The sequence below is a fragment of the Vibrio sp. PSi01 genome (assembly GCF_054960695.1).
Genome location: NZ_JBHNYN010000010.1, coordinates 109,282 through 135,123, shown reverse-complemented (window position 1 = coordinate 135,123; position 25,842 = coordinate 109,282). Strand labels below are relative to the sequence as shown.

At 43.4% G+C, this 25,842-nt stretch carries 18 protein-coding genes; 11 read left to right on the top strand and 7 right to left on the bottom strand.

The window, feature by feature from the left end:
- Positions 1-3 precede the first annotated feature (3 nt).
- The 8 genes from ACFI6G_RS14770 to ACFI6G_RS14735 all read left to right on the top strand — a co-directional run bounded on the left by ACFI6G_RS14770 (position 4) and on the right by ACFI6G_RS14735 (position 12,781).
- On the top strand, positions 4-2,235 hold the full coding sequence (locus ACFI6G_RS14770) for an ATP-binding response regulator (RefSeq protein ID WP_010429315.1): 2,232 nt from the start codon (positions 4-6) through the stop codon (positions 2,233-2,235).
- Complete coding sequence (locus ACFI6G_RS14765; RefSeq protein ID WP_102363304.1) at positions 2,210-3,634, top strand: TolC family protein; 1,425 nt, start codon at positions 2,210-2,212, stop codon at positions 3,632-3,634. Before ACFI6G_RS14770 ends, ACFI6G_RS14765 begins: the two co-directional genes overlap by 26 nt.
- Entirely contained in the window at positions 3,624-5,210 is a 1,587-nt protein-coding gene (locus ACFI6G_RS14760; protein WP_016789856.1) for an ABC transporter transmembrane domain-containing protein, read from the top strand. The genes ACFI6G_RS14765 and ACFI6G_RS14760 overlap by 11 nt, the downstream gene beginning before the upstream one ends.
- Positions 5,207-7,345: an ATP-binding cassette domain-containing protein gene (locus ACFI6G_RS14755; protein ID WP_462710339.1), complete on the top strand. Its 2,139-nt coding sequence runs from the start codon at positions 5,207-5,209 to the stop codon at positions 7,343-7,345. The genes ACFI6G_RS14760 and ACFI6G_RS14755 overlap by 4 nt, the downstream gene beginning before the upstream one ends.
- Before the next feature lie 109 nt (positions 7,346-7,454).
- A complete protein-coding gene (locus ACFI6G_RS14750; protein ID WP_010429308.1) occupies positions 7,455-7,829 on the top strand; it encodes a hypothetical protein in 375 nt (124 codons plus the stop codon).
- 214 nt (positions 7,830-8,043) lie between these two features.
- On the top strand, positions 8,044-11,226 hold the full coding sequence (locus tag ACFI6G_RS14745) for a response regulator (protein ID WP_016793656.1): 3,183 nt from the start codon (positions 8,044-8,046) through the stop codon (positions 11,224-11,226).
- 9 nt (positions 11,227-11,235) lie between these two features.
- Positions 11,236-11,712 (top strand): hypothetical protein, encoded by a 477-nt coding sequence (locus tag ACFI6G_RS14740; protein WP_010429302.1) that lies wholly within the window; start codon positions 11,236-11,238, stop codon positions 11,710-11,712.
- A gap of 1 nt (position 11,713) precedes the next feature.
- Positions 11,714-12,781: an ABC sulfate transporter permease gene (locus ACFI6G_RS14735; RefSeq protein WP_010429299.1), complete on the top strand. Its 1,068-nt coding sequence runs from the start codon at positions 11,714-11,716 to the stop codon at positions 12,779-12,781.
- A 136-nt stretch (positions 12,782-12,917) separates the two neighbouring features.
- On the opposite strand, the gene ACFI6G_RS14730 is transcribed toward ACFI6G_RS14735, so the two are convergent.
- The 3 genes from ACFI6G_RS14730 to ACFI6G_RS14720 all read right to left on the bottom strand — a co-directional run bounded on the left by ACFI6G_RS14730 (position 12,918) and on the right by ACFI6G_RS14720 (position 16,072).
- Positions 12,918-13,328, bottom strand: a complete 411-nt coding sequence (locus ACFI6G_RS14730; RefSeq protein ID WP_010429296.1) for a phosphate ABC transporter substrate-binding protein — start codon at positions 13,326-13,328, stop codon at positions 12,918-12,920.
- A 9-nt stretch (positions 13,329-13,337) separates the two neighbouring features.
- Entirely contained in the window at positions 13,338-14,474 is a 1,137-nt protein-coding gene (locus ACFI6G_RS14725) for an outer membrane beta-barrel protein (protein WP_016768816.1), read from the bottom strand.
- A gap of 131 nt (positions 14,475-14,605) precedes the next feature.
- Positions 14,606-16,072: a methyl-accepting chemotaxis protein gene (locus tag ACFI6G_RS14720; RefSeq protein ID WP_016768815.1), complete on the bottom strand. Its 1,467-nt coding sequence runs from the start codon at positions 16,070-16,072 to the stop codon at positions 14,606-14,608.
- A 621-nt stretch (positions 16,073-16,693) separates the two neighbouring features.
- Here ACFI6G_RS14720 and ggt point away from each other — a divergent pair.
- Positions 16,694-18,424: a gamma-glutamyltransferase gene (gene ggt / locus ACFI6G_RS14715; RefSeq protein ID WP_462710338.1), complete on the top strand. Its 1,731-nt coding sequence runs from the start codon at positions 16,694-16,696 to the stop codon at positions 18,422-18,424.
- 146 nt (positions 18,425-18,570) lie between these two features.
- Here the strand turns inward: ggt and ACFI6G_RS14710 are convergent, their stop codons facing one another.
- Both ACFI6G_RS14710 and ACFI6G_RS14705 read right to left on the bottom strand, forming a co-directional pair.
- Positions 18,571-19,629, bottom strand: a complete 1,059-nt coding sequence (locus ACFI6G_RS14710; protein ID WP_462710337.1) for a HEAT repeat domain-containing protein — start codon at positions 19,627-19,629, stop codon at positions 18,571-18,573.
- Between the two features lie 87 nt (positions 19,630-19,716).
- The gene (locus ACFI6G_RS14705) at positions 19,717-21,048 is read right to left on the bottom strand and encodes an anaerobic sulfatase maturase (RefSeq protein WP_010429281.1); all 1,332 of its coding nucleotides are present in this window, start codon (positions 21,046-21,048) and stop codon (positions 19,717-19,719) included.
- Between the two features lie 137 nt (positions 21,049-21,185).
- On the opposite strand from ACFI6G_RS14705, the gene ACFI6G_RS14700 reads away from it, so the two are divergent.
- Positions 21,186-21,974, top strand: a complete 789-nt coding sequence (locus ACFI6G_RS14700) for a formylglycine-generating enzyme family protein (RefSeq protein WP_016768812.1) — start codon at positions 21,186-21,188, stop codon at positions 21,972-21,974.
- A 106-nt stretch (positions 21,975-22,080) separates the two neighbouring features.
- Positions 22,081-23,763 carry an alkaline phosphatase family protein gene (locus ACFI6G_RS14695; protein WP_010429274.1) on the top strand — a complete coding sequence of 561 codons (1,683 nt, stop codon included), beginning with the start codon at positions 22,081-22,083 and terminating at the stop codon, positions 23,761-23,763.
- Positions 23,764-23,931: 168 nt separating this feature from the next.
- On the opposite strand, the gene yegS is transcribed toward ACFI6G_RS14695, so the two are convergent.
- Together yegS and ACFI6G_RS14685 are read right to left on the bottom strand one after the other, a co-directional pair.
- A complete protein-coding gene (gene yegS / locus ACFI6G_RS14690) occupies positions 23,932-24,840 on the bottom strand; it encodes a lipid kinase YegS (RefSeq protein WP_010429272.1) in 909 nt (302 codons plus the stop codon).
- Between the two features lie 18 nt (positions 24,841-24,858).
- Entirely contained in the window at positions 24,859-25,764 is a 906-nt protein-coding gene (locus ACFI6G_RS14685) for a LysR family transcriptional regulator (RefSeq protein ID WP_010429270.1), read from the bottom strand.
- Between the last annotated feature and the right edge of the window lie 78 nt (positions 25,765-25,842).

Genomic DNA, 25,842 nt, shown 5'->3' with positions numbered 1-25,842 from the left:
TCAATGAGCGGAAAACCTTCTTATAACATTTCCGTACCCGCTCTACGTCTGAGCATATTGTTCAGCGTGGTACTGGCGGCGCTCGCTTTCTATTTATACTTTTCTTGGTCGAAAGTCGATTCGGTTGCGCAAGTGCAAAGCGCCCCACTTCTGATACAAGCCCAAAAGCTCAATCAGACCATAGAACTGGACATCCAAACCTTACAGTACTGCTTACAAGCCAATAATTGCAGTGCCAGTGACTTGAGCCTTTCTACCTTGAAGAGTGAAATCGACGAGTTTAGGTCTTTGGCTTCTTTGAACAAAACTGAATTTAGTTTGGTTGGCGCGACTGAATACACCCAACTTGAATTAGCTATCAATCGCTTTTCCGACAGTACGAAAACACGCAACGACGTACTCGACTTATACCTGTCGCTGACGAACAACTACCTGCAGATGGACGACAACTACCGCACCATGTTTAACAACCATGCAAGCGACTTAATGTCAGAGAAAAACGAGTTCTTTGTCTGGTTGCTTATGGTGGTCATGATATTGGCCGTGATTGCCGTTTTTTCTAACTCAGTTGCCATGTTGAAACTGAAGAAATCCAGCTCTAACGAGCGAGAAATCGACTATGAGTTTGATGCGCTCTATCAAGAGCTAAAGGAACTCGATTTACAAAGACTCGAAGAGCTTCTTAATGAAGTGAGCATCAACCCCAAACAACGCCAAATCTACTCTCACCTCAAGCTGATTTTTAGTAAATTGGAAGACCAAAAACGCAATAATGATCTCTACAAACAGCTTTACGCACTGATTGGTTACGAGATTCGCGGAATCACCAACACCATCAACGGTGGAGTCCAATATCTGGTTCAAGAAACCGATGAAAACGGCGTATTGATGGCGAAGGATATTACCTCTGCGTGTAGTACCTTGTCTGAGTTAGCAGAAAACTATAACCGATTGATTTCACAGGGTACGGAAAGTAAGTCGAAAGAATTTTCTCTACTGAGCGTGTTGTCTGAATTGATGATTCATATCAGCGCCAAAGTTCAGAGAAACGAAGGTCAACTTGACTGCTTTATCTCTGACAATTTGCCGAACCGTGTTGAAGGCCAATCCACCAGCTTATTCTGGATATTGTTCCTGCAGCTTTCTAACGCCATCCAACTTAAATCAAACAAGAAGTTATTCGTGACGATAGAGTCTGGCGCGGCTTCCGATATGGAAAATACGCGTGTCACCATCAATCTCAACTTCCTTTCAACGTTGGATGTATCTGTAGCTAAGCTCAATAAGCTTCATTGGAGCGCTCACAAGCACCATACCGCTAACACCGACGACTTAGCGAAAAGCGTTTTAAAAGATTACGGCTATTACGAGAGCCATTGGTTCCAATCGGGTACACAGGAACGTTTTCAGATCGAGCTTGATCTCAAGGCTAAGAATTTCCATACAGAGAAAACACGCTTCGACGGCAAGCGTTTACTGCTTTGCGCCAATACACAAGTTCGTATCGATGTAATGAAGAAAATGCTCAGTAACTTGGGGCTTGATATCACTGAAATCCGCACTGCAAATGAGTTGTTTTCAGCGGCGAAGACCTTTGGTGAGTACGATGCCATCATGCTGACCGATACCTTTGAACCTAACAAGCTGCCATCACTGAGCAAAACGGTGAAATCTCAACTTAAGAGTCATCCAAATACCAAGCTGTTGCTGTCAGTAACTAATACTCAGCATGCACAAGAGTGTCACAGCTTCGTCGATAAGATCATCAACTCCCCTGCGATTCCTTACGAGTTTATTCCGAACTTACTTACCATTATGGAAGCAGAAGCATCAGAAGAGCAGATGGAGAACAGTTCGTTCCTTATCGTAGAGGATGACCGAGTTCAGCAGATCCTACTTAAACGAATCCTCACCAAACAAGAGTATGAACCAGACACGGTTGGCGATGGCGCTGACGCAGTGGAGCACTTCATGAATAAACGTTCTGACATCATCTTCATGGACTGCATTATGCCAGGTATGGGGGGCATTGAAGCGACTAAACGCATTCGCCAATTTGAACAAGATAACGAGAAAAGCCCTTGCACCATCATAGGAGCAACCGCATTGACCAGCAGTAATGAACACCAGGCTTGTATTGAAGCCGGAATGGATTACGTGATCAGCAAACCTTATAAAAGCGACCAAATAATCAAGGTGATCAACAAGTATGTGGCGGTACAAAAACTTAACTAGCAGCATCATGGCTGCGCTTGCATTCAGCACGGCACCTTTAGCATCGGCGACTACCCTGCTTGAAGCGGTAGAGCTCGGCCTGCAAAACAGCCTGTCTCTTCGCGCCAGTGATAAAGGTGTGGAAGAAAACCAGTACAACATAGGTATCAGTCGCTCGAAATTTCTGCCGTCACTCAATGGTGCTGCCGATACCACATGGAACGAGAATGAAACCTTGCTATCGAGCGTGCCGGATGAAACCTCTAGCTATAACTCAAACAGCTACAGCCTTTCCCTTTCCCAATCGATATTCAATCTGGGTGATATTTTTAAATATGGCACGGCAAAACTCGACTTTAATATCGAAGAGATTAAACACGAGAACAAAATCCAAAGCACCATTTCGGAAATCGGTTCTCAATACTTTGAGTATTTGAAAAACAACGCCCAAATTAAAGCGACCAAGGTTGAGCTTAAATCGTCTGAAACGCGTGAACATCAAATGCGACGCAATGTAGAGTTAGGTAATACCGCAGCCAGTGAACTTTACGAAGTGATTGCTCAGAAAGAGGGCGTGTCGAACCGATTAAGAACCTTGCAAAAAGATCGACGTGTCATTCTCAACGGCTTATCGATTCAAATTCAATACCCTATCACTCCGTCGCAAGACATATACGAAAGCGTGCCTTTAAAAGAGATCAACGACAGCGAGCAACGCACGATCATGGATCAGGCGTTAAAGCTCAATAACGACTTGTTGGTGGCAAAGAAAAACGTAGAGAGAAGCCGACGAAGCTTAAAAGAGAGCGGTTCGAACTTCTTACCGACCGTGTCGCTTTCAGCCAGCTATCGACACGATGATGCCAATAACTACGATAAAACCGACATTACAGCGACAGGTGAAAGTAACTCAACCAGTGTTGGCTTAAACCTCGCCGTGCCTATCTTGTCTGGTGGCTCTGATTACTACGGCTATCAGAAGTCATCAACGGCCATCGAGCGTACTGAACTGCTTTACCAAGATTCGCTTTACACCACACGTAACAGTGTGAATACCTCAGTGCTCAACATTAACGATTTCTCGCAGTCTATAAGCAGTTACGAAAACATCATTCGCGCCAACTACGCATCTTATAAAGGGATCCAAAGAGCCTACCAATTAGGAACGCGTACCATCACCGACTTGCTGGCGGCGGAAAGTAAACTGTTCAGCGCCTTAAGAGACTACGAAAGCGCACGATACGACTACATCATCGAGACCATCAAACTTGAGCAAATTAAGGGTTTACTCTCGATTCAATCTATCGAAAGCGTGATGCAATTAATGAGCGATATTGAAGGTCGCGACAATCAAGATTTAGTGCCGAAACATCTTCTCTCAACGGAGTCGTTGAGGAAAGGAGGTCGTAATGCAAACTGAGCAATTTTCGCAAAAGATCAATATGGCAGATAAGTGTTATCTGACTTTTTCAACGATAATATCAACCCTATTTGGCTTGGTACTGCCCTTCTCTATTCTGATCATTTTTGACCGAGTGTTACCCAACCAAGCGCAAGATACCTTGTTCTTATTATTCGCTATTATTTTGATTTCCATCTTCCTCGACTACCACTTAAAAAGTCAGGAAGAAAAGATTTCCTCTGTCATCATGAGGCAGTTTGAGACCAACTTAACCAACAAGGTGTTCCAATCAATATGTTTGGCTGAAATCTCTAAATTTCGCCGCTTAGAACCGGGCGAATATCTAGAACGAATCGCAACGATTCCTGAACTTAAGACCTTCTTTGGCGGAGAATCGGTTCGAGCGCTTATCAACCTTGCGGTTAGCGTGATTACCATTCTTATCATCGGCCTCATCAACATATGGGCTGGCATTACCCTTCTAATTGCCTCGGCCGTCTTAGCGATTTTCGCGTGGAGCCTTTCCAAACAGAAAATTGGCAGCTTGCAAAATAAGTCTGATATCGAAGGCTTAACCACCTCCAAAATTATTGAGATCATCTCTAGTCCACTGGATATCAAGGCGCGAAATATGGAATACCGCGTTGAAAGCTTGATGACACAAATGGTCGAAGAGCGTGAAGTTGAGAACATCAAATATGAGCAGATCGAATCGAATTTTGGCTTGATCTTGGCGCTTATCCAACAGCTCTCTATTGCTTGTGTTGTTGTAGTACTAGCAACAGCCGTAATCAATATGGAATCGAGCCAAGGCATCATGGCCGCCATCATCATGCTCACCAACCGTTATTTTGCGCCTTACCAACAAGTGATGCGCACCGCGAGCCGCTGGGAACTCAATAAGCTTCATATCCAACGTATCGCTGATCTCCTTGAATTGGCAGCCTCTGTTGAACACCAACATGAAACAACAGAAGTAGAACGTATTTCGGTTAAGTATTCTGAAAAGCAGCGTATCGAGTTCGAACTCGGCCAAGCCTATCTGCTGACAGGGAAAAGTGGTTCAGGTAAGACCCACCTTGCTAACTGTATTACGCGCCAGAACAGTGATAGCAAACTCGATATCATGATTAACGACACGCCTTTAGATGACGTCAATTATAACGTTTGGCGTAATAGCGTGCTGATGGTTGATAAAACAAGCTCGTTCGTAGAAGGGACGATTATTGATAACCTCACCTGTTTCCGACCAAGCTTGAATAACACGGCTTTTGCACTGTGTGAAACCATGAATATCAAGGCGCAAATTGACGGGCTTCCTGCCGGTTTTTATACCGAACTCAAAGGGCACATGCGCAATCCATTCTCTCGCCAAGTTGGATATGCTCTGTTATTAGTCCGAGCCCTGCTCGCCAGTAAACGTGTATTGATATTTGATGATATCGATTGTGTGTTTGATGAGGAATTTGCACGGGTTGTGCTAACCAGTACAGCTTATCGTGCCAATGACAAAATCCTAATCATCGCCAGCAATAAAATGGACAAACTTAACCACCGCCTCAAACGCGTAAAACTTACCGGAGGTGACCAATGAGTATCCTTGTAGACTTCAATAATGTTCCACAACGTGTCTTGGATTTTGAATCTAGCGGATACGACGAACGTTACAGTCAATCGCCTCTTATTCGTGGTTTGGCCTACACCCTGATAGCACTTGAATGGGAAGGCACTCCCGCTATACTCAGCGATGCTTTTATTCCAAAATCCAAAGACGGCGACAGCTTTACAGCAACCATCGAGCGCCTTGGGTATCGCTGTGATGTGACCAAGCTAAAGACACTCGAGAATATCGATAAGCACCCTCACCCATGCTTTATTGAAATAGAGAATCTAAGTGCGATTTTCTTAGGCACCAAAGATGGAAGGCTGCTGTTGTTTGATTACACAAACAACAACACCATTGAATACCCAATGTGTAACAAGCCCTGTTTGCTGATTGCTATTAGTGAATATTCTCGTCTGTTCCGAGAACCACCACCGGAATCTCAAGACAGAAGCAATTGGATTAAATACGCTTTTTATCGTTACAACAATGAACTCAAAAGCCTGATTATCTTGAGCTTCGTCATCAGTATTCTAGGTGCGTTGCAGCCGTTCTTTATTATGAGCGTGTATAACTTCGCTCTTACTTCTAGCTCTCAAGCAACACTCTATTGGCTAACCTTATTTGCTGTGATTGTTGGCTTCTCGGAGTATTTCTTTAAGAAGATGCGAGTCAACATCATTGCCACCTCTGGTAAAGATCTCGCGGTACACATATCCCAAGCCGTAATATCGAAGCTTCTTTGGCTGCCCTACGCGATGACATCAACCGCAGGGGTCTCGTCACAATTGGCTCGTTTGAAAGATATCGATACCTTCCGACGCTTAGTGACAGCAGAATCGACCCTCAGCTACTTTGACATGCCGTTTGTGATAGTGTTTATCATCGCGATAGCCCTGATGTCTGGCACTGCTGCTCTTGTGGTAATGGGCGGCTTAATATTGATGTTGGTGTTCTGTGTTTACTCACGCTATATCTACTCACAAGCCACATCTAAAAGCTCGCGCGCCAATGCGATGGTGTCTTACCAATGGAATGAAATCCTGCGTGGTATCAAGACTATCCAAGGGCTGCCTTTACTTCGTGTTGTTCAATCTCGATTTAGTGCTTCGCATATGCAAAGTACCAGTGATGCCGAGAATGTTGCCGTGACTAACAGTAAGATTCAGGCCGCTGGCGGCAGTTTGATACAGGTGATTGGTACTGCAAGTATTGTGACCGCTGTAATCGGTGTAATGGAAGGCACTTCTGACGCGGGTGCCATGCTAGCCACCGTTATTTTGGTTTGGAAAGCATTAGGCCCGATCATGGGTATCTATAATTCAATTTCTAAGTTTCAATCCATAAAGGCGTCATCGGCACAAATCAACAATTTAATGTCGATGAATGATGACAAGCTGACTTTGGAGAAGAGCCCACCTATTCGCCTGTTCCAAGGCAGTATTGTGGGCAGCGGTGTAACTCATCGTTACACAGGCGCAGCAACCGGCTTAACCAACTTGGGGTTCAAGATACCCCCAAGCGCAAAAGTCGTCATTTGTGGCCCAACTGGCTGTGGAAAAACGACGCTAATTTCCATCATTGCGGGGCTAGAAGATCGCTATCAGGGCACAGTGTCTGTCGATGGTTACAACATCAAGCAGTTCAACAGCTACCGCTATCGCACATCGATAAACTACATCCCTTTTAATTTACATATTTTCGAAGGTTCGCTAGAAACCAACTTCATTCTGCATAACGGACTCATTCCAACAGAGAAGATGCAAGAGATGGTGAGCTTCTTCGAATTAGATGAATGGCTCCCGGAAGGTTTAGCTACTCAGTTAAACGTGGACAAATGCAAAAGTCTTCCCAACGGCATTCAGCAAAAGCTGCGTTTAGCGCTTGGTTTAGGTAACTGTGAGCAATCTCTGATCATCATTGATGAACCGTTCAACGGAGCGGAAAATGAAAACTCGCAGTATTTTAACCGCTTGTTCAGCGATAAGTTGTTGAACAAAACAGTCATTTTTTCAACCAATGACCCCGGTTTGATCGCCACTTCCAACATGAGTTTGGTTCTGGAACTAGATGGCAATTTAAAATATTTTGGCTTAACAGACAAATACTTAAACAGTTTAAGTTAACTACAACGACGCTTATTCACAAATTACTCGTTAGATAAATGGATATAATTGACAAAACCATAAGTGAGAGAGATGATTCGGTCTCAAATTACGTTTAACAGGGAAGCAAATGTACACATTCGTTGCAGACAAGCTTGATGTAGCTTACTTATCCGCAATTCCTGAAAACCACCAACTTCAGGGCTGCGATGTGCCTGAAGAAGAGATCGAACTTAGAGAAATCGTTGAGATTTGGTATGAGTGTGCATTCCTACCCGCTTTCAATCTTCAGAAAATTGATATCGCAAACAAAGCCGAACTGACCGTAATACAAACACAAGTTCTAAATAACGATACAAGTACTCTCGCCTTCCTACTCAAAAACAAAGTTTATCGAGCAGCGTTAAACAGAATTTTGGGTATTTGGACACTAGAGCCTTCTGCTAAAACGGCGCTAGAACAACTTCTATTTGAAGTAAATCAAGACAACAATCACTCTCACTAAACTGTTTTCAAAGTTATTCCTCAATAAGCATATAGAATAAACCAACCACCCGCCGCTATAAACGAGTAGAAATAGGATCCCTTTCAAAATAAGCTCTGGAATCACAAGAACTTATACCCCTCCCACACTTCCATTAAATATACCGTCTCAAAGTTTCCATATCGGCATTTTTATTCTACTGTTTTTATATAAAAACAGTTGGATGGATCCTTATATGGCGATTACGGTCTGGAATAACCTTTCAGTCAAACATAAACTCTTTGGCTTAGTTCTACTTCCCGTTTCACTACTGCTTTTTCTCGCAGGCAGACAAGCTTTTATCTTGACGACTCAGTTAACCGATTTTGAACGAACCAGTCAGCTATCTGCCTACCTCCAAGATATTTCGCTCCTGTATCGAAGCTCATCAGCTTCTAGCCCTGAAGAGTTCGCAGCACAAAGCAGCCAAGTAAAAGCAGAATTAAAAAACCTATCGCCAATCATTTTCTTAGATACTTCAAATGAAATGAATCAGTTAGTAGCTGACTTCAGCGAAGCAACACTTTCGACAATTCAAGCTATCGACAGTTACGATAAGTTGGATGCACTCGAATGGCAGAGCGATTTATACAAACAATTATTGCTAGAAGTCGAGAAGGTCCCGTTTGAAAACACCAAGCGTGAAATTCAACAACACCTCACGGCATTGCAGCAGCTAGAATGGTTAATGTTTTGGTCAAACGAGGAGTTCAAACTGGGCACCTCACTGATTGAGATATTTCAAAGCAGCCAAGAATACGATCCTGAACTTGCAGAGCAAATCGAGACTCTGAGTGAAAGGCAGCAACTGTTTTTAGAACGCTTTGTTTCGTTGAATGCCAATGAGCATCAGGTATCTTTAATGGTCGAAGTGTTTAGAAATGATGTCTTTGCTCAAAGCCAAGAAATCCGAACGGCTCTACTTGACCTGAACGCCATCAGCCAACTTACTCCACAAGAAATATCTGTTGGTCTAGAGGCCATGAGTGCTCGACTCAACTTATTGCAAAGCCTTGGCGGTGTCATTAAGCAAGAATTCCAAACAGAGGTTGCCCAAGCGATTTCAGACGCTCAAATGGAGCGAACCCTGTTTATTTCCATCGTAGCCTTACTCGCTACCCTTGTTATGGGTTTAACCTTAAGCTTAGCGAGACAAGTGACGAACAACCTTGGACTCGTCCTTAACTTTTTAAAAAGTGAAAACGATCAAACTCGCCCCTCTTTACAAAAACTCATTCAAGGTAAAGATGAGCTCAGCTTATTTGCTCAACAGGTCGAACGACTCACCATCGAAAGAGAGTACGCTAAAGAAAAGCTAACCCAAGCCAAAGAAGACGCAGAAAAAGCGAAAGATCACGCAATACAAGCCAGCAAAGCGAAAAGCAGCTTCTTAGCCAACATGTCTCATGAAATTCGAACACCTCTCAATGGCGTCATAGGTATTTCAGAAATACTGGCTGATACCCCACTAACACCAACACAACGCGATTACGTTGATACCATCGAAACCTCATCACAACTGCTGCTGAGCTTAATCAACGACATTTTAGATTTCTCCAAGATCGAATCTGGAATGTTACTGATAAGTCCACATTCAGCATCCATTAGAGAGTCGATATACGACATCGCTTCTATTGTTGCACCAAAAGCAAAAGAGCAGAAAATTTCAGTTGACGTCGACATCAGCCCTGATACCCCAGCTCGAGTGATGATAGACGATCACCGATTGAGACAGATCTTGATGAATTTCATGTCTAATGCCGTAAAATTTACGGCTGAAGGTGGTGTAACGCTGTCCATTCAGACGCTTAACAAGACTGAAAGCGAAGTCACGATTCGATTCGCAGTACGAGACACGGGTATTGGTATCGACAAACAGCAACAGAAACAGATATTCGAGCCCTTTGCTCAAGAAGATGACTCAACTACACGTCAATTTGGTGGTACTGGGCTTGGCCTAGCCATCAGTACTCAGTTAGTTGAGCTTATGGGCGGACAGATTCAACTTAATTCCGTAAAAGGTGAAGGTAGCTGTTTCTACTTCGATTTAGAACTACCGGTTGACTTAATATTACCAAAACCAAGTACCGCGAGCGCTGATATTTACGTGCTAGGTAAGGAGAATATGCTCTCTGAGCGAATAGAATGTAACCTTAATCTTTATGGCCTAAACGTAGTTCAGCGAACGAAGGACACAGTTAGGCTCACCGAACAACTCGCGACTCAGAAACACAATAAACCAATCACTGTCGTTTTCGCTGAAGACGATACTTTTCAAGCCAACAATTACTCAAATGAATTAAATCGACTGCATAATAATGGAATCACAATCTGTTTGATTCGCTCATTCTTAAGCGAGCCAGTAGATTTAGGCAATTGCATCACAGCTCAAGTATCACAACCTTTACTAGGCTTGCGATTAATTAAAGCCGTCGAGCTTTGTGATACACAAGGCTTAGCAGAGCTGTCTGAGACGACTCAACAACCTTTAGAGATACAACACAAAATCCTTATCGTCGAAGACAATAGAATTAACCAAAAGATTGCTGGTCTTCATGTGGGAAAAAGTGGTTTCGAATTCGAGTTTGCTAACAACGGCCAAGAAGCCATAGACAAGTTTACCGCAAATCCTCATTATGCAGCGATCCTGATGGACTGCATGATGCCTGTTATGGATGGTTTTGAAGCTACGAGTAATATTCGACGAATTGAACTAGAAACAAAAGCTACACGCCGTATTCCGATCATTGCCTTAACCGCCAGTGTGATTGATGACGATATTCAGAAGTGTTTCGACGTAGGCATGGACGATTACGTGCCAAAACCTTTCAAGTTCGAAATGTTAAAGGAGAAAATACTCACCGCTGTTGAAGCAATGCCGCTTGCCAACAGGAATGTTTCCCCGACCACATCAAAAACGTCTACGGTCACTCCCATTCACAACGCCAGCTCTGCTAAACAAACCTTACCGGAAGAACTCAAGCAAAAAACGATACCTAGAAAATCCGAAAGAATACTACTTGTAGAAGATAACCGAGTTAATCAGAAAGTGGCTTCTTTGATGTTAACTAAGGCTGGCTATGCTTTTGAACTTGCAGAGAATGGACAAATCGCCGTAGATATGTATCAAAACGACAGTGGTTTCGACGTTATTCTCATGGATTGCATGATGCCAGTGATGGACGGCTTCACCGCAACAAAAGAGATACGTGAATACGAGAAAAATCTAGGCTTAAGCAAAACTCCTATCATCGCGTTAACCGCCAGTGTTATCGATGATGATATCCAAAAGTGCTTTGATTCAGGCATGGATGGGTACGTAGCGAAGCCCGTGAGAAAAGAGAAACTATTCCATCAAATAGAAAGTGCGACTTGTTAGGAGAAACCAATGGATTGGATCAGAACGATTAAAGCACTCCCTTGCAGAGTTATGCTATCAACAGCAATTGGGCTGTTAGGGAGCCTACTCCTTGCCACCCCAGTGCATGCAGCGGAAGATTACGCCATATTTTCTTTAGATTCTGGGTTTGAAGAGATAACAATAAATAAAGCGAGAAAGCTATATCGAGGAAAAACCAAGCGTCTGAACGGCAAGCGTGTAGAACTATCAGATTGGCCTGAAAACAGTACCGAAAGAGAAGATTTTTATCAGTTACTTCTCGGCAAAAATGCAGCTCAAATGAATGCACACTGGGCTGGCTTATCTTTTTCAGGGAAAGCGCGTTACCCAAGAGAAATCAAACAGGCTTCAACAGACAGCCTAGTCGATTGGCTCGACGACAAACCCAACCGCATTGGTTATTCACCACTCTCGACGGTTCCTCAAAATGCCAACGTTTTGTACGTTATAAGTTCGGAGAAATAACATGAAAAAAATAATCACGTCAGTGCTATGTGCTTCAATAGCCTCTCCGGCCTTTGCTATTATTGAGTTTACCGATAATTTATCGTTGAGCGGATTTGGCTCTACATCTTGGGCAAAATCAGATAACGATAACCCCTTAATTATTACCCGCGGCTTTACCGATGAAAACTGTTACGACTGCGATACTACATTTGGGGTACAACTCGACTATTTTTACAATTCATTCAAAGCTTCCGTTCAAGTTGTCAAACCACCACAATACGATTGGAGTGAACCACAACTCGAGTGGGCTTATCTTGGCTATGAGTTTAACGACCTTGATGTAAGTGTCGGGCGTCTGAGGCTCCCGTTATTTCTCGCGTCTGAATACTATTATGTAGGCCAAGCTTACATGACAGCAAGGCCGCCTACAGAGGTCTACAACAGCGTACTTGGCATCACGGCGTTCAATGGTATTAAAGTGAACTGGACTCATGATGTGAGCGATGAAGCGACCTTGTTACTCTCCCCGTTTGTTGGAATTAAGGATAAGAATGATGTCGAGTTCAATTCATCAACCAAGCTTGAATTTGAAACCAATCGAATGTTCGGAGCGAACTTGCAGCTTAGTGGTGAAGATTATCGTTGGAACATATCTTTCCTAGATTCAAATTTTGACCAAACGGTTAAAATCAAAAACATTGGCTCTCTTCCAACAGATAACAATCAGCATATCCAACTTTGGTCTCTAGGTGCAGAATATGAGTTTGGTCAGGCCATCTTTGCCAGTGAGGGGCAAATCAGTGACTTCAATTCTTCTATGTATGCAAGCCTTGGTTATCATTTAGGTCAATTTACCCCATACCTTGTATACGGGGCGCAATTCGACGCCAATGAACACTTAAATGGTAACAGTTATCTTATTGGTGTGGACTACGATGTACTGCCAAATGTATCTATCAATGGTGAAATTCAGTACTTTGAAGCTCATAAATCAAGAGGTGCCTTTATCGAAGATTTCAGTTCACTCAATACTTTTGATGACAAAGACGCGATGCTTTATACCGTCATGTTGAGCTTCGTGTTTTAACCCACGATAAAAAATCGTATCCATCAAAACATTGGTCAACGCGACTATTAGTCATCAATAACAATAGTGATTAAAACCAAAAGCCCAAGGTAATCAAATAACCTTGGGCTTTTTAATGCTGGTAAGTAAGCAACGCTTAGTATTTAAATAATACTTTCACGTCACCTGTTAAAGCGGCTTCATCTACATAACCAATTGCATTGGTTTTTGAAGCAACCGTTATAATTGCTTCGTTGTAGTCTGAAACCTGGATTGGAGCTTCAGCTTTACCGGTAAATACAAGTCGCGACCACGCTGATTGAAGTTGTGATTCGCTGCGTCCCGTTGCCACCTCATGGAAGGCAAGTCTGCCTTCAGAACCATCAGCTAACTCGATGATCTGTGCTTTAGTACCATTCGATAGCTTGCTTTTCTTACCCATGAATAACTTTTTAACGTCTGATTTAGATAAAGAATCAACGCCAGCATTGTTACCAATCACTACCATTCCAGCAGAAGCGTTAAATGAAAGAACCGCTACGGTTATTGCTGCCAGTAAACTTTTCATATGGCCTCCTTAGAATACGAAATCAAGACGTGCTGAATAGACAATAGAGCTGTCTTCAAGGTAATTACCCGTTGCAATATATGGGCTTACTGTTGTTTCAACATTACTTTGGAACCCACCACTAGTATCGCGGTAATCGACATAGGTCACATCCGCTTTTAAAGACATGTTCTTAGCGAAATCCCAACGGCTACCAACAGAGTAAGAAAGACGCTCGTAATTCATCGACTCTTGAATAGCCGTCGTAGTCATGTTCTCACGTTCTTCGTTGTCTGTTGTTTCAACCCAGCTAACGGAAACGTAAGGCGTAAATTCATTGACTCGGTAACCAACCAAACCAGAAACCGATTGATAGTCATAAAACTGCCCTTCCAATTGAACATCTGCAGCTTCTACGTTAACTAACAGATCACCATTGTCATATTGAGCACCCAAAGAGATGAACTGACCATCTTGGCTATCTAGCATTGCACCCAATTGACAATACGGGTCTTGTGAGTTTTGGAAATCACAAGATGGATTAGATTCAGCAACAAAATATGAACCACGGAAGGTAAAGTCATCTACGTTCCAGTTGGCACTGATACCGAATAGTTTATCTAGTTTCACCTCACCAACAATTGAGTCATCTTCATCAATAGTACCGATACCAACCACTGGCTGAAGAAGAATACTTGAATCTTCAAGTTCAATCGGAATCAATAAATCAGCACCCGTGTAGCCCTTCAAAACAATGTTTTCATACAACTCTTGAGAAGGCCTGATCATTGGATACGCATAGCCAAGGTCTGTGTAATCTGAGTAGAAAAACAAAGGTAAACGCAACTTACCTGCTCGAGCTGTGAAGGCCTCAAAATCATAAGAGGCATAAGCCATCTCAATTTTCGGCTCATAATCATAACGGCTGTTTGCAACGATTTGCGTCACGAACTTAGCACGCTCATTTACTTGAAAATCAAATTGTAAGCCTGCTAATGTCTCTTGCTCCCAATCTAATTTTTCGTCGGTATAACCCGCATAACCTATCGCATTGTCTGACTTACCGATGCCTACAGAACCAAATCCACTAATTCGAAGATCATCCATGTTTGCAGCATTTGCTCCAAACGCCATACTTACTAGGGCAGCAACCACTGTCTTCTTCATAACTAACTCCAATTGTTATGTGATTTTTCGTTTTTATATAATTGTTTTTGTATAATCAGCCCATATTTGGGGCATACTCCCGCCCTCCTTAAGGCATAGCCGAAAGGAGAGAGGGAATGATTCTAGGGAACTTAACTGACTTTAAAGTGGCCAGTTAGTGTTGAAAGGTTACGAGTCACTTTTTGAATATCTTGCGCCACGGCGTCCACTTGCTGAACGCTGTTACTGGTGCCTTCTGCCATCTTGCGAATTTCTTCGACAAAAGTTTCAATACGAGTGGAGGTTTGCTCCTGCTCTTCAGTCGCAGCGGCAATACTTTCGTTTCGTTGACTGATTTCGATAATATCTGAAGTAATTTTCTGCAGAGAATTTTCCGCGACAATTGACTTTTCAACACAAGTTTCGGCTTTAATTACGCTATCAGAAATAATCGATGACGCAGTTTTTGCTTGGTCTTGTAACTGTAAGAGTACAGATTGAATTTCTTGTGTAGATGATTGAGTTCTTGATGCTAACGTTCTTACTTCATCAGCAACGACAGCAAAACCACGGCCTTGTTCACCAGCGCGTGCAGCTTCAATTGCCGCATTAAGCGCAAGCAGGTTGGTTTGCTCTGCAATCGCACTGATCGACTCAAGTATCGAGCCAGCACTTTGTGTGTTGTCATTTAGCTGTTTAACCACTTGAGATGCATTACTTACATCATGCGTTAATTCTTGCACGGCTAAAATCGTACTCTTGACTTGCTTCTCTCCTAAGCTTGCTTGCTCACTCGCACTGGAAGCTGAAGTCGAAGCATCATTAGCGTTCGTAGCGATTTCTCTAGCGGCAAGAAACAATTGATTTAATGAACTTGATACTTCTTCAATAGAGAGATGCTGCTTAGTCGACAACTCACTTGTTACTTGACTTGATTTAACAAGTGAACCAGAGATCGTGTCCAGCTGAGTAACGTTACCTATAGTGTGTGTGACGTTCTGTTGTAAATGAGAGACAAAGTTATTGAATGATTCAACTAAAGGTTTCAGTTCGTCATTTTTTTCATGCTGTAGGCGAACCGTTAAGTCTCCATCCCCTTCAGCAATATCACGCATTTTGTCACTGATATTCGCGAGATCTCTACGTATACCTTTCACCACAAACCAACCAAAGATACACATCGCAAGCATGGCTACAGCACCAGACACACTCATGATTTGGTTAGCTTTTTTATTGTTTGATTCTAAATCTTGTACCGCGTTTTCAAACTCTGATTGACGAGCCAAAGAAAACTTATGCATACCCAAAGTAAGCTCATCTAAGATTGCGGTGCTCTGTTTTGCAAGGCGCCCAGCTTCGCTAAGGCTGATCTCTTCATCTATCATGCCTTGAGCAATTCGGTAAGCTAACTCAAAATATTGATTGGTTTGATCTTGCAAAAGTGCAGATGAGCTCTGTAATGAAGGATCGAGAGAGATTTGAATGTTGAAGTTATTTTGAATCTCAGCGAGAGTTTGCTTGTTCATCTCCAAAATCTCGTCATCGCCTAGAGTCACTGCCAAATTAAAGCGCTCGGCTAATTGAGAGATCAATACACTATTCAATGAAGCCGCATTCATAACCGGATAAGTAACTTGATCAATTCGATTAACCTGTTGGGTGTTACTGGTTAACGTATCCCCTCCGACAAATAGAATACTAGTAAATCCTACTAGCGACACTAAACATAAAGCCAAAATCCTATTTTTGATCGATAGTGTAAACATAAGCTCCCTTTGTTAAACAGTATGATGAACTGCACATGTATTTTGAACAATAACAGATCTGACCAGTATATCAATCTGTCACACCGAAAATAGTGACAAAAATGTTAATATTATTTATAAATTATTATGCAAGTAAGAATAACCATATAAATCAGCATGTATAATTAACTACTTTATTAAAAACGAGTTCAACATCAAACTGAACACCTCTCCATAAGACTGTAATTCATCATGTTCCAAAATCGCTTTAGTTATTCAAAAATTAGGATTTCAAGATAGTTAAATTAATATTGAGAACCCAAGTTTGCCCTTACATTTAGCTTCGCAATAAATTTAAGCCGCAAAATTCTCTACTATTTAATGATTCTGTCAGCAGCGTCAGTGTTGTGTAAAAAGGCTGCAAACTCACGAACTTCACCGCCCTTACTCGGTCAATCTTAGAGCGAATAAACAGATACCTTAAACGGAGTACGCATGCGAATAGCGACTTTATCTTTAAGTTTGGTTTCAGCGGTCGGTTTCGCGGCTGAGCCAAATCCTTTTCCAATTACGCCCGATGAAAGTGGCGAAGAGTTTATGGTAAGTGCAACTAACCCATACGTAAGCAGCACAGGGTATTCGATACTCAAAAAAGGCGGTAACGCAGTCGATGCCATGGTTGCGATGCAGATGACCATGTCGGTGGTAGAACCGGATATGACAGGGATCGGCGGTGGTACTTTTGCGCTGTTTTATAAAAAAGACAAAGACCAATTCCTCGCACTCGATGGGCGCGACGAAGCGCCCTCAAGTGCGACTCCAAATATGTTTATGGAAGATGGTAAAGCACTCAATCGAAATGAGATTTTAGGACCAAGATCTGTAGCCGTTCCCGGCACGCTTCGTTTGCTCTACAGCTCTCACCAACAATACGGAAAACTGCCATGGTCAGAGCTTGCTCAGCCTGCCATTGAGCTTGCCAGTAAAGGTTATGCAATGAACAGCTACACCTATGACATCGTGGTTCGTGAGCAAGAACGATTGATTGAAGATCCAGAAATCAAAGCACTCTATTGGAATAACGGCGAGATTAAACCAACAGGCACTTTGATGACCAATTCAGAGCTGGCCAACACACTGACCAATATTGCTCAACAAGGCGATAGGTACCTTTATGGTGGCGAGTTTGGTAAGCACATCGTTGAAACGGTCAATAGCCGTATCGACTCAGACCACGCTAAGCTCTCTATCGAAGACTTTGAGCAGTACCACGTTAAACAACGTGATGTCATTGAGAGCGACTATCGAGGCAATAAAATTGTGTCGTTTGGCTACCCTGCCTCTGGTGGTGTGATGGTTGCTCAAAGCCTTGAAATGCTAGAGGCCTACGACTTGGCAGACATGTCCAAAACCGATGTGGAACCTTGGCGCTTGATGACAGAAGTAATGAGAATAGCCAAGACCGATCGTATCGCTTATGCGGGCGACCCTGATTTCATTGAAGCACCAGTTACTGCCCTCCTCGACAAAGCCTATATCGACGAGCGACGTAAACTAGTCCCGGAAAGTGGCATAGCTAAAACCAAACCGAAAGCAGGCAAGTTGTCCAATACCGAATACGCTCAGTATCAGGGGTTTGAGAGCCAAGACACCGGGCATATTTCCATTATCGACAAAGACGGCAATGCTATTGCGATGACCAGTACCGTCGGCACAGGAATGGGTTCAGGGATAATGGTCGATGGCGTGATTCTCAATGCACAAATGGCAAATTTTTCTACAAAACCAACCATCAACGGTAAGCCAACTCAAAATGCTATTGAAGCAGGTAAACGTCCTCGTTCAGCAATCACCCCATTAATGGTGATGGACAAAAAAGACAACCTGCGCCTAGTAGTCGGTTCACCTGGAAGTTCACAGATTCCGGGGTACGTGTTAAAAACTGTGGTTGGCGTTCTTGATTGGGACTTATCCGCGCAGGAGGCAATTGACCTGCCAAACATCCAATATGGCACAAAGATCGACCGCACCAAGCCTTATGACCCAACGGGTTTGTTGGTCGAGAAGAAAACCTACGCTGAAATGCTAGTACCAGAGTTCATGCAGCTCGGTTATCCGGTGCATGTCATTCCAGTAGTCAGTGGTTTGAACGCCATTGAAATCAGAGATGGCAAGATCCATGGCGCAACAGACAGACGCCGTGCATCAAGCTCTATGGGGGAATGATAAAACGAAACGGGCAAGTAATAGGCTTGCCCTTGTTTTGTCTCTAGTCACTTGGCCTTGTATAAGCAGTTCATTGATACGAAAAATCCAGTCGAATATTTCGACTGGATTTTCATAAGCGGCTCATCTATTTACTCATTCAAATATTATGAACTTGGCGCTACTCGCTTCTCTTTCAACTGCTCAATAACATAGTCAGGAGCCACTTTACCTAGCTCACTTAAGCAATCATCGGTCTTGTCGTTGCCGTATCGCACGTAGATATCACATACCGCATATAACTGCTCTGGAGAACCAGAGATCAAATACGCCTTCTCGAACGATTTAGTCGATTTGTCGATATCCAGCTCTTCTTGTAGTACCCCATTCAAGTACCAGTAGTAGCTGTTATCTTTTGCAAGTTCTGCTGCTACTTCAATCTCTTTGGCTGCTGCTGCCTTGTCTTCAAGGCGAACCAAAGTTAATGATTTAGAGTAATGCATCGCTGCATTGTCAGGCACGCTTTTCAAACCACGATCTAACACTTCAACCGCCTGCTGGTCTTTATTCTGTGCTCGGAAGTTATCTGCATAGCTCAACCAAACTTGTGGCTCTTTAGGGTGGGTTTTAATGAGCTCTAAATAAACCGTTTCAGACTTGTCCCACTCGTTGTACCATCGAAGCACATCAGCAAATAGCAATTGAAACTTTTCAGATTCTTGTGATTCCAAGAATGTGATTAACTCAGCGACGGGTGGTTCAATTTGTGCTTTCTGTTCTTTATCTAACGTATTGTAATCACGTACTAAGTTCGATGTTGCCGAGTGACGAACCATGGGATCTGTATCGCTCAGCAAAGGTGAAACTAACGCCCAACGATGCTCAAGTTGATATGGCGAAGAACCGATAACCGACGCTTCACGAACTTCAGGATTTTGATCTTTTAAGCCTCTTGCAACCGCCACCAATGCATTTTGACTTGGATATGAAGCAAGCTCTTGCAATGCACCAGTACGATTTTCAACAGATTGATTCTGATCTTGTGCCATGTAAGACAACTGCTGAATACGGGTTTGAGTGTCCGTCATTTCAAGCACTTGATTGATATTTTGTGCTGGCGCGTCAACCGTTTTTTGAACGCTATTCGCTGCCATCGCAGACGTTGAAATCAATGCGGACGTTGATATCAACAAAGCAACAGCCGTCGCTAAACTCTTCTTCATCATAGTATTACCTTAAACTGGAGAACTTAGCCTGTCCTTAGACTCGTATCTGATTAAATTTGCATTGGATCTGTTGACCCAAAAAACGAGTTAAAACTTCGTCTCAAACGTAGCTTGTTGCGCCTGTTTTGCTCGATGCGCCATCAATACTGAGTCGCTGAATTTGCCATGAGCCACTGGATGCCCCATCGCGCGAGCGATATAAGCCATCGACTTATCGACATGAGAAAAGAACTTGTGCCAACCCGCACATAAGTAGTTCAGACCCGGCTCACCGGCACGAGTTTTGATAAAGCGGTTTTTCGGACATTCACCGTGACAAGCAAACTTGTAGTCACATTGCTGACATTGGCTGGTCAATGTGCGTGATTTAGCGAAACCAAATTTCTGTTGTGGCGCGCTATACGCCAAGTCATCAAGCTTGTCGTGGTGGATGTTGCCGATTTTGTATTCTGGGTATACATAATGGTCACACGAGAACACGTCACCGTTAGGCTCCATCGCTAGGCCTTTGCCACATATCTCGTTCAAAGTGCAAAGCGGGTTCGGGCGACCAATCCACGTTTCTAAGCTCGCTTCAAAATACTGAACGAACACTTTACCGATGTCGTGCTTCGCCCACTCGTCAAACACAGCAATCAGGAAGTTACCCCAAGCCAAATCCGACACACACCAAGATTCCATGATCGAATCTTTATGACCAGGGATCAGACGTTTATCACCTTGCTTAAGTTGCTCACTCACTTGAGACGTTTGTGGCGCAACCGTTCTAAAGGTTTTTTGTTCTACGATAGGAATAAACTGCATTTGTGGAGACTTCACCACATCACGTAGGAAGCGATACACTTCTAATGCATTTTGACTGGTGAGGTTATTCACACAGGTTAGGGTTGCGAATTTGACTTGATGTTTGTGCAGCAACTCTGCAGCCGCCATCACTTGTTTAAATGTGCCACGGCCTGCTCTGTTGACACGATACGCATTGTGCAGCATCTCAGGGCCATCAACACTCAAACCGATCAGGAAATTGTTCTTTGCTAAGAATCGACCCCAATCGTCATTCAGCAGCGTGCCATTAGTTTGTAGGTCATTTGAAATCAGCACACCTTCAGGTTGGTGCTTTTTCTGAAGTTCAACCACACGTTCAAAATACGCTAGACCCAGCATAGTCGGTTCACCACCCTGCCATGAGAAAATGATCTCAGGTGTGTTTTGACCTTCGATGTATTGTTGGATATACGCTTCTAACGTCTCATCATCCATTCTTGGAGAGCTGCCTTTCTTGTACTCCAACAAATCTTGCTTACTTAGGTAATAACAATATTTACAGTCAATGTTGCACGCTGCGCCAATCGGTTTAGCCATAACATGCAAGCGCTTAGACGCTTTACCGTTATATTGTGGACCTTGAGTAATGTGCATGATTTACCTACCTATCTTAGTGTCTTGGACCTATCATAATTCCTAATTAAGTCAGTGGCATGTTATACCCTTTATAACCAATAGGAATGACCTTAAACGTTAGAATTACACCCTATTTCGAACATTTGAGGCACGTGATGAAATTTTTCAATTACAAACATTTAGCAACGATTAGCAGCGTCACCATGACTATTTTACTGAGTGGCTGTGCAAGCGTGCCTACACACCCAATCGCCCTACAAGTTGACCAAGATATGGTGTTGGTTGAAGGCGGGACATTCAGCATGGGTTCAGACAGATCAGAAGCAACTAAAGCAGAGCGACCTGCTCGAAATATAACTGTAGATAGTTTCTACATTTCGAAGTTTGAGGTAACTCAAGAATTGTTCGAATCGGTTATGGGTTCATCTCTCAGTTATTTCCAAAACCCTCAGGTTCCAGTCAACAACCTAAGCTGGCAACAGGCGAACTACTTCGTTGAGCAGCTTAACGAACTCACTGGCGAAGCATACCGTCTGCCTACTGAAGCTGAATGGGAATTTGCAGCGAAAGGCGGCAACAAAAGTAAAGGCTATACTTACAGTGGTTCCAATAACTTAGATGATGTTGCGTGGTACTCGGCAAATTCTAAAAATAGCGCACACCCTGTCGGCCTAAAGAAGCCAAATGAACTAGGCTTATATGATATGACCGGAAATGTGGGTGAGTTTGTAATCGATGCCTTCGACGACACCTTTTACCGATTCGGTCCAACAGACAACCCTAACAACGCGAAACACAGTGACGTGGGTTTATCACACAAATCAGTTCGTGGTGGCAGCTTTGCTTATGACGAAAATGAATCTGAAAGTTACCGTCGAGACTTTGCAAGTCAGTCAATTACCATGTCTGACATGGGCTTACGTTTAGTTAAAGATACTAACTAACGATGCCAACGGTTACGGCTCAATAACCTTCACCAAAAAGACTAAAAATACAATTTTCACTATCCAAACGTTAAGTCGCTACGGCAATACTGAATAAGGAAACTCTATGCAATACACCAAGCTATCTGGGCTTACACTCGCATTACTCTGTGCTTTCCCTGCTTCGGCGGCGGATAAGCCAGATCTGGTCCTGCAAATTACGGTAGATGGCCTGCGCGCAGACCTTATCGAACGATATAAACACAACTTCGGTGACGGTGGATTTCGTTACTTGATGGATGATGGTACCTACTACACCAACGCGAACTACCAACATGGCAACACAGAGACCATTGTTGGTCATGTGTCGCTTGCAACCGGTGCTCCACCAAGTGTGCACGGCATGGTGGGGAATGTTTGGTATGATCGCAGTGAAGAGCGTTTGGTGTATAACGTAGAAGATGGCAACTATGAAATGCTAACTTCAGGGGCGGGCGTTGATAAAGCAACCGAGATCGATCCGACGCAGAAAACAGCACAAGGCGATGGCCGTTCTCCAGAGCCGATACTCGCTACCACGTTTGGTGACGAACTAATGATTTCCAATAGCGGAAAATCTAAAGTCTTTGGCGTATCAGTAAAAGATCGCGGCGCCATCTCACTCGCAGGGCATAGCGGCAAAGCGTTTTGGTTTTCGAAAGCACAATCTGAATTTGTTACCAGTAACTATTACTACGACGAATATCCAGACTGGGTATCACGTTGGAATGAGAAAGCCATTGCGAGCCAGTACTCTAAACAAAGTTGGGAACTTTCTTTACCACGTGAGAAATACACCCTTCAAGAACACAATACTGACCACAAGGTGAAGTTAGGTAATTTTGAACGTACCTTCCCACACCCTTATGGACCTGCGAGCTATAAATATTACAGCACAACATTAACCGTAAGTCCGGCTGGTGATGAAATTACAGAAAACTTTGCTAGCACACTATTGATGCAAGAGAAGCTTGGTCAAGGCGATGCGACGGATTACCTATCGGTTAGTTTCTCGTCGAATGACTATGTGATTCACCTTTATGGTCCTGAAAGCTTAGAGACCGAAGACAATTTAATTCGTTTAGACAGAACAATCGCCAAGCTTCTTAAGACCGTTGATAACCAAGTCGGCCTAAAGAACACATTAATTGTCTTGTCTGCCGATCATGGTGTTCCTGAATCTTCACCTGCGGCAAATGCACTTGGTTTCCAACAGGCACAATACTTCAATAAAGATACCCTGCTATCTCAAGGCGTAGAAAAGAGGTTGAAGAGTGAGTTTGGTTTGGACAAAGACGCCATTCGATTGTATGCACAACCTTACATTTATCTGGATCACGACGTGATTGCCAAGGAAAAGGTTGATCTAGCGAAAGTGCAGAATGCCATCGCAGATGAGATTGCGAAAGTAAAAGGCGTTGCGTTTGCCGTATCAAGTAGTGATATTGCAGCCAACCGAGTACCTGATACGCATGTCATGCAGCTCATCAAGAACAACTACCACCCCGCTCGTTCAGGTGATGTTTATGTGGTATTTGCCCCTCGTAGCTACATTAACGACATGGAAGGTCTTCAAATCGCCTCTACGCACGGCTCACCTTGGAAGTACGATACTCACGTCCCAGTCATTTTTGCAGGCTACGACGTTGAAGCTCAGAAGGTTTCGCGTGCAATCACTCCATACGACATTGCGCCAACACTTTCGAATAAAATGGGCATAACCCAGCCAAGTGGATCAATTGGAGAAGTGTTACAAGAGATCACTGAATAGGCTAAACCTCCGAGGTTCCGTCATCTAGATTTCGAATCCAATACCCGCTCAATAAAAAAGCCGTTTATCATATTCAGTCGAAACGGATAAACGGCTCTTTTTTACCCCAATTTTCTGCTCTTAAACCTTATCGACTACATCAATACCTTAACTAAACTTACATGCTGTTCAAGCTCGGTTCTTGCTCAAACAAAGGCTGTTTTCAGGCAACACCAAACTGATGCTTGATGGGACAACCTCAAATCGAATCTGATTTGAACGATACGGTTCTCCGTCTAAATTAATCGGTAAAGTTTGAGGAAAGTCGATATCAAGCCAACGAGCTTGCGTATGCACGACATATTTCCCGTCTTCAGCTGGGCTCTTTAATTCTTCAATCACTTGCGGTAATTCTGTCGCGACGAACGACTTTACTAACGTCAAATCCATCAAACCATCGTCAATAAGCGCATTCGGTGCTAACTCTTGTCCACCACCTGCTAAGCGTCCATTACAAAAAGCGCCAACCAGAATTTCACCGGTAAAGGTACCTTTATCTATGGTCAAAGTACCGCTGTAAGGTTTAAAACCAAGCGCTTTAACTACACCTGTCAACGTATATGCCCCACCACCGAGAAAATCTTTTAATTCAATAGGGGTTTCTGCCGTCACCTCAGCGCCAAAGCCTGCCGCAGCCACGTTCATAAAGTAACGGTCGTTCGCCCTCACGCTATCGACCGCGTAAGCTGAACCTTTTATTGCCAAATCGAATGCCGAAGGTATATCGCTTGGGATGCCGGTAGCGGTAGCAAAGTCGTTCGCAGTTCCCATTGGAATAATTGCAAGCTGTGGTCTTTCGCTAGCGCGGAATTGGTTGAGTGCATTGACTGCTTCGTTCACCGTTCCATCACCACCAGCGATAATCAACCGCTTCACACGATCGCATATGGCCTCGCTCACTAAACGAAACATATCCGCGGATTCCCAAGTAACTCTGACTTGTAGGTCGATATCCCTGTCTCTTACTGCAAGAATGGCTTGCCTCAATTCAGGGATGTTGGCCTTCTTTCCATTTAAAATAGCGCGGATACTTTCCATGGTTATGTCCTTTATAAGCTAACTAGAGATATCTTTTGCTGCGGCTTTGAGCTTAGATCGCAACCACTTGTGGCTTGGCTCGTTAGTACGACTTGGGTGCCAAATCATACACATATCAAGGTTTTCTAAGTCGAATGGTAAAGGCAGTGTTTTCACATCGTACTTCTCGGAAAAACAACGAACTGAAGATAGAGGAAGCACACCAATATAGTCAGAGCCTTCAATAACAGGAAGCATCTCAACCACGCCAGCAGCTCGATACACAATCCTGCGCTTTTCCAAATCGCTAAAGTGTTCAGAACTCAATAGGCTTTTTCGAGCGTGCCATTTAGAAACAACTACATGATCAAGCGCTAGAAACTGCTCCATATCAATAGTATCGCCAATCTCTGGGTGGCCAGAGCGGCATACGACGACAAGCTCCTCAGTAGAAATAACTTCATGCTTAAGCATGGTTCTACCCCTTGGCGTCATATCTATGATCACATCGTGTCTTTGTAACCTAAGATCGGATTCGTAATCTTCCGTAAACAAAGGATGAACTTCCAATGCAATACCAGGTGCGATTTGGCTGATCAACTGCATAACTCTTGGCATCAATTCGTAGCTTGCGGGTGATACACAAGCAATGGAAAACACGCGACCTGATGTTTTAGGATCAAAATCTCTCGAGGCCGATAGCGTAGAAGTGAAGTTTTTTAATGCAGCGGCCATTGCTGGATAAATATCGATCGCAAATGTCGTCGGCTCAACGCCTGAAGTGGTTCTGTGAAACAGTGGCTCATCATAAATATCACGAAGCCTAGCGAGCGCTTTACTCACTGCAGGTTGGCTGATGTTCATACGATTCGCAGCCCTAGACAAGTTCTGCTCTTCATAGATCGCGACAAATATAGGAATTAAATTGAGTTCAGTACTTTTCATACAGTTCCATATTAAAGAAGCAGGTTCTCCATAGTAGAGAACCTGCCGATTATGTTCGATGCGAATGACTAAAGTTTG